We start from the raw sequence: 11,718 nt of genomic DNA on the forward strand, positions 1-11,718 counted from the left end.
CCTGTTTGGCATTGATGCTGCGTTATCGCCTATTTATGGGGAATAACCACACTACATAGGCGCTGCCTTGCCTAAATACCAAACAGACTGCTGCAAATTTAACCTTGAAAGATCAACAGACCCTAATGCAATTGGTATTACTTATTCATTGCACCAATCAAAAATGCTGAAATTTTAGCACCTTCGCGCAGCGTTGTTTCAGAACTTGACTGACCAACTAAAGAGCTGTCGGTGAACGGCGCTATTTCCATCATGTCAGCACCTGTAATAGGGAACTCATCGGCAATGGCTGATAAAATATCAAGTGCATGTTGCGGTGTTAAACCGTTATCTTCTGGCGTACCCGTAGCAGATGCAAACTCAGCGTCCAGCGCATCAATATCAAAACTGACATACACTTCATCAACGTTATCAGCTTTTAATTGTGCTATAGCCTCAGCAGCAATCGCGGCTGCGCCACGTTCTATGATTTCATGTGCCCAGTGTTGCTTAACACCAAACGTACTTTCCCAGTGCGCTTTTGGCTTACCGCTTGAACGAATACCAAATTGAATTAAATGATGCGGTGCCGGTAAAAATTCTAAAATATGTGTACACCACGAGCCAAAACATAAATCAATACCTAAGCGTTCAACGAGTAAATCCGTATGCGCGTCAAAATGAATAATAGCAGTGCGTTTACCCTGCTCACGCTTGGCTTTTAAGTACGCTTTAGTCAGTGGATAACTAATTGAGTGATCGCCACCAATACCAAATATGCCTTTGTCTGTAAATGTTGCGTAAAAACTGTCGCATACGTCTTCAGTAATCGATAATGGGCTCACATAATAGTTATTATCTTCATTACCGTATAACGCTTTTTGGCAGTTAGAAATTGTTGCATCATTTAGATATTTGTCATGCAATAAATGTGGAATTACACGCACATCACCCAAATCAAACGAATGGCACTGTGGTTGTTGATCAATCAATGCTGAGCGCACAAATAACGGTCCCCAATTTGCGCCACGTAAAATACCGCCACCGCAATCAGAGCTAATACCTAACATAACCGCTTTATGCGGGGAATTTGGTAATTCATTTAACGACTCACGCCATAGGTTATCAACGTTTTCAGTTTGCCCGTAAAGTTTATTTCTCAGTGCTGCTTTTCGCTCTTTGGCTGTATTTACCGTGTATACACCATCACCTGGTGCGCACAAGCAGTGCTCAACTTTGTTTTTAAATGCTTGAAATTGTGTGCTCATAATAAACCCTTACGATTTTTTGTTCTGTCCGCAACTAACTAATTTTGATTAGTTATGCAAAATATTTAAAAATGCCTAAACTTCAAATAAATTCTATTTTGCTTAATAAGTCCGTGCCTGATCCGTATAAGTACATTTGCTTAAAAATAGTTAAAGAAAATATAATCAATTGAATTAATTAAACTTTAGTAATTTACAGCTAGGGCTTATTTAATTTTAGTTACGCGCTTGAGTGATACTTATTATGTCTGCTTAAACATGTCAACAACACCGTATGGCCGCGCATATAGATGCTTGATTGAATATTCATTGTTGATGAATAAATCAAATTAACACTTTAAAATATTCATACTTAATTTTGAACAGTTAGAATAAAACGGACAATCGTCCTGTACTTGATAAACGTTTCTAGCAATCATGTTAGATTGACAACAATTTTTATAAAAAGGCTTAGCTATGGAAAAGGTATTTCACTTAGGACTATGTATTGACGATCTTAAAGGTGCAAAACTTGCAATTGTACCGGGCGACCCTGATCGTGCTGCACGCATTTCACAATTCCTAGACAATCCAACCTGCCTTGCTCAAACACGTGAATTCCATGTTTATTTAGGCCAACTTAATGGTCACTCTGTGGTTATTTGTTCTACGGGTATTGGTGGTCCATCTACGTCTATTGCTGTAGAAGAATTAGCGCAACTTGGCGTACGTAAATTTTTACGTATTGGTACAACGGGTGCTATTCAACCACATATAAACGAAGGTGACATTTTAATTAGCCAAGCATCTGTACGTTTAGACGGTGCTAGCCAGCATTTTGCACCACTTAGCTATCCTGCTGTGTCTGACTTTTATGCAACACAAGCAATGGTACAAGCATGTAATAATTTAAATATCGATTTTCATATTGGTATTACAGCTTCAAGCGATACGTTCTACCCGGGCCAAGAGCGTTACGATACGCATTCTGGTTACGTGCCAAAAGCATTCCAAGGTAGCTGTGAAGAATGGCAAAAGCTTGGTGTAATGAACTACGAAATGGAATCGGCGACATTATTTACTATGTGCGCGGCACTTGGTTTACAAGCAGCTTGTGTAGCAGGCGTACTTGTTAACCGTACTCGCCAAGAAATACCAAATGTTGACCATGGTGAAATAGAGCGAAAATCTGTCGCTGTCGTACTTGAAGCAGCTAAAGTATTACTTGATTAATACCGGCTGTTACAATAAAGCACAGCTTTTAGCTGTGCTTTATTGTATGCGGATCACTCTTTAAGTGGGGCGCTAATTATCTCAAGTGCGGGTAAATTGCTAAAACTAGCCAATACAGCCTTTGCTACACCAGCTTGGTTTTCTTGCCCTTTGGTTTCTAATAACGTAATACCCTTCACAACGCTTTCATTAAAGCTAAGACCCGCTAAAAAAAACTGACTTAATGCGCTTTGTAGTGGCGATAAACTTGGGCTATACGCTGCATTTTCAGCATAGCTTCCATAAAAATCACCGTCCTTAAACGTAACGATTTTTACTGCGCAAAAATTTTTGCTATAAGGCACGTAAGCATTAAGCGCAAAGCGGGCAAATGTTTCATCAAGGCCATCTAGATTAAATTTAGCTAACTGTGGTTTTGGATTGAATAAACTAAATTCATTACCTAAATCAGTTGGCCCAAATGAATGCGGTAGTAACTCGGCTAATGTAAATTGCTGGTTTGGGAGTAAAATATCAAATTCTTTAGCATCGGCTAGTTCATTCATAAACTGGCGACAATATCCACATGGTGCATCACTAATGGCTATTTTTAGAATTTTTTTAGCACCATTTAACCATGCATTATTAATAGCCGATTGCTCTGCGTGAACCACTAAACTCAATGCTTGATGATTAAATTCTACATTTGCACCAAAATAAAAGTGTATATCGCCATTTTCATCAAGCGCTTTAACGATTGCGCCAACGTGGAAAAGTGATACGGGAGCAACTGAAAACTCAGAAGCTAGAGGCACTAAACCTTGCAATAGTGAATCTTCCGACACCGTATGTTGCGAGCATAACGCTTTAATATTATTAGAATTTAAAATGCCACGTTGGGACTTTAATTGGCTACGTAATGACGCTGTTTGCGCTACGTTTAATGAGATGTGTGAATTGGTAAGTGCTGTATCTTGCTGTACAGTAAAAGTTGCTGAAGCCATAACATTTTTTAATTATTCAATGGCTAAGTAGTTTAAAAGGTTAAGCCGCTAATTGCTAGGTTATTAAACGCAAAAAAAGGGAGCACATCGCGGGCTCCCTTTAATTTTAACTGATATACCCAACAAAATAATTAATTGGTATACCTAACAAAATAATATGTTAGCCGGTATTACGCATACCTGCTGCAATACCTGTCATCGTGATCATTAATGCGTTATCAATGTCACCTTCGTTGCGTTTTTCCTCTGAGCGAGCACGGCGTAAAAGCTCAACCTGTAGTAAGTTAAGTGGATCGGTGTACGGGTTACGTAAACTAATCGACTCCTTAATCCAAGGTTGTTCGGCTAGTAGGCTTTTTTGCGGGCTAAGTGATTGCACCAAGCTAATGGCTTCTTGAAGCTCTTTACGAAGCGTGATACCCAGTGGTTTGTACATATCTTCCACCAGCGCATTATCATAATGCTCACTCAACCAACAATCGGCTTTACTAAATACCATTTCTAGCATTTCTAGGCGCGATCTAAAGAACGGCCACTGTAAGCTCATTTCGTTTAGGGTTTCTGCGCCGTACTTATTAAGCGCAGCTTTTAAGCCTGTTAACGCACCTAGCCATGCAGGAAGCATTAAACGGTTTTGACTCCAAGCAAAAATCCACGGAATAGCACGTAAACTTTCAACGCCACCATTAGGATTACGTTTTGCAGGACGCGAGCCAAGCGGTAACTTAGACAACTCAAGCTCAGGCGTTGCCATTCTAAAGTAAGGTACAAAGTTTTCGTCGTGACGAACTACATTGCGGTAGTGTTCACACGACTGTTCACTAATGAGCTGCATTACTTCACGCCACTGTGGTTTTGGCTCTGGTGGTGGTAATAAGTTACTTTGCAGTACTGCGCCTGCGTAAATATTTAAGCTTTGCAGTGCAACATCGGGTAAACCAAATTTAAAGCGGATCATTTCGCCTTGCTCGGTTACACGCAACCCCCCTTTTAATGAGCCTGGCGGTTGCGAATGAAGCGCTTGTGCAGCAGGCGCACCACCGCGCCCTACGGTACCACCACGGCCATGAAATAAAACCAGCTCAATCCCACGTGCATCAGCAAGTTGTACGAGTTTATCCATTGCCTCATATTGTGCCCAACCAGCTGCCATCATGCCGGCATCTTTGGCCGAATCAGAGTAACCTATCATTACATTTTGCGTATTTTTTATATGTCCTCGGTACCACACATTATCAAGCAACGTGGTAATTACATCACTGCCTGCGTTTAAATCGTCGAGTGTTTCAAACAATGGCGCTACGGGTAAATCAAAGCTACAGCCACTTTCTTTTAACAATAGTTGTACCGCTAAAACATCTGATGCGGTGCGCGCCATCGAAATAATATACAAGCCAAATGTTGCCTCATCTTGCATGGCAATAACATCAAAGGTATCAAGCACTTCTTGTACATCAGCGCTGGGTTGCCAATGCTTTGGAATAAGCGGCCTACGCGAGTTAAGCTCGGTCAGTAAAAAAGCTTGTTTGTCTTGCTCTTGCCATTGGTTGTAATCGCCTAACCCTAGATAACGAGTCAGCTCTGAAAACACATCACTGTGGCGCGATGAATCTTGGCGTACATCAAGTTTAGCTAAACGCAGGCCAAAACTGTTTATGCGGTATAGTAAATCAAGTAATAATCCATTAGCGACCACATTCATATTGCATTTTAACAATGAGCGATAACAAACTTCTACCGGTTGCCTAAGCTGGTTAATATCGGTGATGAGATCTTGTGAATCACTGCGCTTATTTTTAATTTTAGCGCCAAGATGCACAACGGTTTCAGCGACTTGATTTTTGAGTTTTTTCAGTACGGCTCTGTATGGTTCAAAATCTTGCCCCGCTAGTTCAATAAGCTCATCGCTGGCATCCGACATAGATAATTCAGCACTGAGCGTGTCTAGATCATGGTTGTATAAATCAAGCGCCATCCAACGACCATGATCAAGTACTTGCGTGGTCACCTGGGCCGTTACAAATGGGTTGCCATCACGGTCTCCCCCCATCCATGAAGTAAATTCAATTGGACTATAATTAGCGGGTAATTCTAAGTTTAACTGCGCTTTAACATTTGCTGAAAACTCACGTAAAAAACGTGGAACCGCGTGCCAAAGACTATTTTCAATGACCGCATAACCCCATTTAGCTTCATCCACAGGAGTGGGTCGCGAGCGACGAATATCATCGGTATGCCATGCTTGACTGATAAGCTGTTCAATGCGATTTAAAATGTTACTGCGTTCTTGAGGTAAATTATCTTTTCGCTCAAGTGAGGCTAAACAATCACTCAATTCAACATGTTTGTTAATAATTGTGCGACGCGTCACTTCGGTAGGATGAGCGGTTAATACTAAATTTATGTGGAGTTTTGAGAGTGTTTCGGCCAAATGATTACTGTCAAGCTGGCCTTCTTGTGCTTTTGTCGCTAACGCTTTTAGTGTTTGAGTGAGAGGATTAAGTTGGCCAAGGCCAACATCATTAAAGCGCGAAACAGTATGAAACTGTTCAGCAACATTAGCTAAATTTAAAAAATGATTAAATGAACGGGCAACTGGTAAAAGTTCTTCGTCACTCAGCGCGTGGAGTACTTTTATTAGCGCTTGACGGTCGTCTTCGTTACCACTGCGAGATGACTTTGATAAAGCACGAATTTCTTCTACTTTGTCTAAAATCGCTTGGCCTTGAGCATCTTTAATAGTTTGTCCAAGCAGTTGTCCAAGCAAATTTACATTGCCTCGCAAGGCGGTATATTGTTCACTCATTTCTCATTCTCCTTTGTCCTAGGGTCTGTTGACCTTTCAGGATTAAAATTTGTTCAATCTAGGGACTATTTAATCGCGGCGCGAGGTTTGTAACCTTGGGCTAAGTAAAAATCGAGCAACAAAGAGTTAATCGTCCCTAGAAAGAACCCAAAGGGCAGCGCATGTTTGGCATTTATGCTGCGTTATCGCCTATTTATGTGGAATAACCACACACCATAGGCGCTGCCTTGCCTAAATACCAAACAGTCTGCTGCAAATTCAACCTCGAAAGATAAACAGGCCCTAGAGTCTTATTAATATCATCATAAAGCGATATTTAATAGATCCATTTGCAAAGTCTTGTCGTAAAAAAGCATATATAAAATAATCACAAAGCATCTATATGATCATTTTTTACGATGGTAACTGTCCTCTTTGCAGCACCGAAATGCAGCAGCTCAAGCAAGCCGACATCAAAAAACAAATTGTGCTTGAGGATCTTAATGCGGCTGATTTTTGCGAGCGTTACCCAGCTATAAATAAAGTAAAGGCGATGAGATTTTTGCACGCTCAAAAACAATCTGGTGAGATGATTTACGGACTCGATGTAACGTATCAAGCATGGAAGTTAGTGGGCAAACATCGCTGGCTGAAAGTTCTTCGCTTGCCAATAATTCGTTTTTTCGCTGATTGCGGATACCAGCTCTTTGCAAAGTATCGACACCCTATTAGTCGCTTTTTAATGCCTAAAACTCAATGCAGTAATGGCCAATGCGAAATAAAAGTAAAAGGTGATAAATGAAAACCATTATTTTATTCGGTACCAGCAGCGCTATTGCAAAAGCCTACATTAAATATTTAGATGATTACACAACGCAATTTAAAATAGTGTGTGTCAGCTCTGGTAGTTTAGCAAGCAGCCTCAGTGCAAATATTGAACACTTTGCTACTGATTACAGCGCTGAAAGTTTGGCAATCTTAACCCAGTTTTTAAAAGATGCTAACACTGATTTACACCAAGTTATTATGTTTAACGGTAAGCTTCATACTACTCAACACATGCCAGAAAAAAAATTAGAAGATTTAAATGCTGAATACTTTAATGAGCTTTTGAACGCAAACACCCTAACTCCACTTCTGTGCCTGCAAAGCGTATTACCACTACTGACACATAAAACGCAGTGCACTATTACCGCATTGAGCGCGCGAGTGGGCAGTATAAACGACAATAAACTCGGTGGTTGGTATGCCTATCGCGCATCTAAAGCGGCCCTCAATATGCTATTTAAAACAGCCGCTATAGAGCTTAGTCGTCGTGCTAAAAACACCAAATTAATTTTGTTCCACCCAGGGACTACCGACACTGAACTGTCTAAACCATTTCAAAAAAACGTACCTACCGGTAAGCTATTTACGCCTGCGTTTGTAGCTAAGCAACTTTTTGAACTCACTAATAATAACCTCGAATTAGCACTAAACGGCGAACCTGCTTATCTAGATTGGCAAGGCGCTACTATACCGTGGTAAGGATTTTTAATGCATTTTACTAAAGCGCAAATAGACGCACTTGAAAAACATACTCGCACTCATTTAATTAATTCGCTTTCGGGTTATAAAAGTGCAAATTTAATAGGCACACAAGACTTACAAGGCAATACCAATTTATCGATTGTAAGCTCTGTTATTCATTTAGGTGCGCACCCACCTTTGGTAGGGATGATAATGCGGCCACACAGTGTGCCCCGCCACACGTTTGAAAATATTTTACAAAGTGGTGTTTACACTATAAATCAAGTGAATAAATCAATATATAAACAAGCGCATCAAACATCAGCTCGCTACGATAAAGAAGAATCTGAGTTTGATGCAACAGGATTAACGCCCCAATATTTTGACGATTTCACAGCCCCGTTTGTGCAAGAGAGTCGATTAAAATACGCTGTTAAATTTGTCGAAAACCAACATTTAGCAATCAATGGTACAGAGCTAGTGATTGGTGAAATAATGGATGTTTACTTAGATAAAGCAGCACTGCAAAGCGATGGTTTTTTAGATTTACAAGCGATAGAAACGGTTGCAATAACTGGCCTTGACAGCTATCACACCAGCAATAAACTAACGCGTTTACCTTACGCTAAAAAGTAATTTAGCAGGGGCAGTTTAATCACTTCCCCTGACACTTTTAAATGATAAAAGGCTTAGGCGCGTGGGTAAGTACTTCGTAGCCTGTCGGTGTTATTAAGATGTCATCCTCTAAACGCACACCACCAAAATCAGGTACATAAATACCAGGCTCTATAGTAATAACATTACCCGCTTGCAGCGCAAAATTGTTGTGCTCAGTAATAAAAGGCTGCTCATGTAAAAACAGGCCAACACCGTGTCCTAAACCTTTCCCCGAATACTCACCGTAGCCTGAGCCATCTAAAACCTGTTGCGATGCTTGTTGTAGTGTTTTACAACTTACATTAGGTGCTAATAAATCCATTGCCGCTATTTGTGCATCGCGTACCGCGTTGTAAATACACGTTTGTTTTTCGCTTGCTTCGCCATAAATATAACTACGTGTCATATCTGAGCGGTAGCCATTTACAACGGCACCAAAATCTAACGTAATGAAGTCACCTACAGCTAACGGGCGCTCACTTGGTGTGCCATGCGGAAGCGACGTGCGTTCAGCAAACATCAAAATGGTGTCAAATGCCATGCCTTTCGAGCCAAGCTTTTGCATTCTAAATTCAAGCTCTAATGCTAAATCTCGCTCAGTTACCCCTTGAGTAAAGTATGGGAGTGTTTGCGCAAGTGCTTCATCGCTCAGCGCTGCTGCAGCTTTTAATTGCCGTACCTCCCACTCATCTTTAATTAAACGTTGTTGCTCAATAAGTCCTTGAATAGGTAAGACTGACTGTACTTTTAACTCATCAGCTACTTGCTGCCACAACGCCACATTAATAAATGCAGCATCAAAGCCCAGCACTGCGTTTGCGGGTAAAAAACGGTTGATACAATGCCCAAGCGTTTCATTATCACGATCACGACTTATAACATCAAATCCTTGGCATTCATTGCTCGCCCGTTCAAAATAACGATAGTCGGTAATTAATACACAGCTGTTTTGGGTAATTAACGCATAGGCTGCGTTACCGCTAAAGCCACTAAGGTAGCGAATATTTTCATAACCCAGCACTAACATAGCGCTAAGTCCGTGTTTGTTTAAATTGGCTTTAAATGCCGTTTGACGTTGTAGATAATTTGGTTGCATGGTTTCTCCTTTATTACGCCATCATAACAATGTTTAAAAATATAAATAAAAAATGCGATTAACGGTAACTAATAATGACTTTAGATAGTTTAAGCAAAGCTAAAAGATCTGTGCTTAAACGTTATTTAACCCATCTTTTTAATTTCACGATTGATAAAGCTAAATTAAGCCCAATATCCTTTTTATACTCAGCTATAAGCAATCCTCAAAAGGATAAATATGAAAAACTTTAAAATTGATATCGTGTCAGACGTAATGTGCCCTTGGTGTGTTGTGGGTTATAAAAACCTAGAAACAGCACTTGAGCAACTCAAAGACGAAATAAGCGCAGATATTACGTGGCATCCTTTTGAACTAAATCCAGATATGCCAATTGAAGGTCAAGACTTAAACGAACATTTAATGCAAAAGTACAACCTAACTGAAGAGCAAGGCGACGAAAATCGTAAAAACATGTTTGAAGCAGGTCAACGTGCTGGGTTTACCTTTAATTTTGATGGCAAACGCATCATGATCAACAGCTTTGATTTGCATCGTTTATTAATGTGGTCACGTGAAGAAGGTAAGCAAACGCAGCTTAAACTTGCCTTTTTTGAAGCACACTTCACTGATTTAAAATACTTAAATCAAGAAGAAGCATTGCTCGACGTTGTTGAAAAAGTAGGTCTTGATAAAGAAACTGCGCGCGGTATTCTACACTCAGACAAATACGTACAAGACGTACGCCAAGAGCAAGACAACTTTAAACAAATGGGCATTACGTCAGTCCCTACATTTATCATAAACGATAAATATGCACTCACTGGCGGACAACCAAGCGACTCATTCATTCAAGCACTAAAACAAATTAGTGAAGAAGAAGCCAAGCAAGAGGCTTAATACCGATTAGCTTAATTAAGTGAGCTATTTTGAGGTTCTATATCAGAAATTTTTAACGCAGTTAGCGTCAGATTTAATCCCTCAAATTGATTAAGTATTATTGCAGATTGAGATAATACACACATAAAGTTTAAAACTAAAAAAGGCTGCGCATTGCAGCCTTTCACTATTAAGCGAAAAGAGTTTAGGTTGACACTGAATTTTGAACGTCCTCTTTATAGATTCTTAACAGTTAGATACTTCAAAATTAAATCTGCCTATAGTGTAAATTAAATAATGGTGCCTTTTAAAGGACTAGTTCTTTTTCTGGATATACTAAATTTTTTATCTGTATTTTTAGCATAATGATAGAAATTCAAGCTAGTCTGCGTGACATCTTCAATAAACCACCCTGGTATCTTAACTAAAGAATAACCATATTTAGAAAAATGTATCTCAATTGATTTAATCACGGGCTTTTCAACAATCGTGATATGGTCTGCTTTACTTAAATCTATAACTTTTTCACCTTGAATCAATGTCTGCTCATTTAAATCGACAATAATCGGTTTTTTATTAAAAAAATCTACGAGAGAAAAAGCGATAAATATCGGTACGAGAATAATTGATAATTGGCGCAGTGTTACTGCTCTAAAGTAGGTATCTTTATGAGACCAAGTATCAGGCGTAGTAAACCACACTATTAAGATAAAAATCACTACCGCTAAAGTCCAACGGTGTAGACGCAAAAGTTTTTTAAGGTCAAAAGTCAATGTCATTTTTTTTAGCATTAATTTAATCTCACTTTCATTCGTATGCTATAAGCGTTCCCCTCATGTGTAAGTGACTTAAATTTAAATATTTGGTCAATTTCACTATCGAGTTTAAAGTTTATAGCATTTTTTTATGTCCTTTTCAGTAAAGTATAAGTTAATTCCAATAAAATATAACGCGAATATATGTAAGTACCTTTGCTTTTCAACAAAATTGTGACGTATCGTTACAATGATATAAAACACATTAAAATAAAACAAATGCATTGATTTTATGTTTATAAACTAACTCGTCTTCACTTCGAAGCCTCAAGGGTCAGCCTCAAGGGTCAGCCTCAAGGGTCAAATCTTGACTTCAGACATCAAACAACCTCGTAGCTCTTCAAATTGTAATTTAACCTTCTTATTTTCAACCATCAATATACTTAATCTACCGACAGTTTTGGACATCGTCGAATAGCGTTTAACATTAACAGCCTCAAGGGTCAAATCTTGACTTCAGACATCAAACAACCTCGTAGCTCTTCAAATTGTAATTTAACCTTCTTATTTTCAACCATCAATATACTTAATCTACCGACAGTTTTGGACATCGTCG

10 protein-coding genes are annotated in these 11,718 nt (G+C 39.3%); 5 read left to right on the forward strand and 5 right to left on the reverse strand.

Features of this window, described 5'->3' with window-relative positions; translation table 11 throughout:
• Positions 1–137 precede the first annotated feature (137 nt).
• Positions 138–1,247 carry an arginase family protein gene (locus H5119_RS19110; RefSeq protein ID WP_182703359.1) on the reverse strand — a complete coding sequence of 370 codons (1,110 nt, stop codon included), beginning with the start codon at positions 1,245–1,247 and terminating at the stop codon, positions 138–140.
• A gap of 456 nt (positions 1,248–1,703) precedes the next feature.
• Here H5119_RS19110 and udp point away from each other — a divergent pair, with 456 nt between their 5' ends.
• A complete protein-coding gene (gene udp / locus H5119_RS19115; RefSeq protein ID WP_077535101.1) occupies positions 1,704–2,459 on the forward strand; it encodes a uridine phosphorylase in 756 nt (251 codons plus the stop codon).
• A 53-nt stretch (positions 2,460–2,512) separates the two neighbouring features.
• Here the strand turns inward: udp and cdd are convergent, their stop codons facing one another.
• Positions 2,513–3,442 carry a cytidine deaminase gene (gene cdd, locus H5119_RS19120; RefSeq protein WP_182703360.1) on the reverse strand — a complete coding sequence of 310 codons (930 nt, stop codon included), beginning with the start codon at positions 3,440–3,442 and terminating at the stop codon, positions 2,513–2,515.
• 160 nt (positions 3,443–3,602) lie between these two features.
• The gene (ppc, locus tag H5119_RS19125; protein ID WP_182703361.1) at positions 3,603–6,248 is read right to left on the reverse strand and encodes a phosphoenolpyruvate carboxylase; all 2,646 of its coding nucleotides are present in this window, start codon (positions 6,246–6,248) and stop codon (positions 3,603–3,605) included.
• A gap of 382 nt (positions 6,249–6,630) precedes the next feature.
• Between ppc and H5119_RS19130 the strand changes: the two genes are divergently transcribed.
• Genes H5119_RS19130 through H5119_RS19140 form a run of 3 tightly spaced genes read left to right on the forward strand, consistent with a single transcriptional unit; the run spans position 6,631 to position 8,372 of the window.
• The gene (locus H5119_RS19130) at positions 6,631–7,029 is read left to right on the forward strand and encodes a thiol-disulfide oxidoreductase DCC family protein (RefSeq protein WP_182703362.1); all 399 of its coding nucleotides are present in this window, start codon (positions 6,631–6,633) and stop codon (positions 7,027–7,029) included.
• A complete protein-coding gene (locus H5119_RS19135; protein WP_182703363.1) occupies positions 7,026–7,754 on the forward strand; it encodes an SDR family NAD(P)-dependent oxidoreductase in 729 nt (242 codons plus the stop codon). Before H5119_RS19130 ends, H5119_RS19135 begins: the two co-directional genes overlap by 4 nt.
• Before the next feature lie 9 nt (positions 7,755–7,763).
• Positions 7,764–8,372 carry a flavin reductase family protein gene (locus H5119_RS19140; RefSeq protein ID WP_077535096.1) on the forward strand — a complete coding sequence of 203 codons (609 nt, stop codon included), beginning with the start codon at positions 7,764–7,766 and terminating at the stop codon, positions 8,370–8,372.
• 37 nt (positions 8,373–8,409) lie between these two features.
• Here the strand turns inward: H5119_RS19140 and H5119_RS19145 are convergent, their stop codons facing one another.
• A complete protein-coding gene (locus H5119_RS19145; RefSeq protein WP_182703364.1) occupies positions 8,410–9,489 on the reverse strand; it encodes a Xaa-Pro peptidase family protein in 1,080 nt (359 codons plus the stop codon).
• A 219-nt stretch (positions 9,490–9,708) separates the two neighbouring features.
• Between H5119_RS19145 and H5119_RS19150 the strand changes: the two genes are divergently transcribed.
• The gene (locus tag H5119_RS19150; protein WP_182703365.1) at positions 9,709–10,368 is read left to right on the forward strand and encodes a DsbA family oxidoreductase; all 660 of its coding nucleotides are present in this window, start codon (positions 9,709–9,711) and stop codon (positions 10,366–10,368) included.
• A gap of 269 nt (positions 10,369–10,637) precedes the next feature.
• On the opposite strand, the gene H5119_RS19155 is transcribed toward H5119_RS19150, so the two are convergent.
• Positions 10,638–11,138, reverse strand: coding sequence for a hypothetical protein (locus H5119_RS19155; RefSeq protein WP_182703366.1), 501 nt, complete (start codon positions 11,136–11,138; stop codon positions 10,638–10,640).
• Positions 11,139–11,718: the final 580 nt, after the last annotated feature.

It is taken from the genome of Pseudoalteromonas sp. SG45-5 (assembly GCF_014164085.1).
Classification (GTDB): domain Bacteria; phylum Pseudomonadota; class Gammaproteobacteria; order Enterobacterales; family Alteromonadaceae; genus Pseudoalteromonas; species Pseudoalteromonas aliena.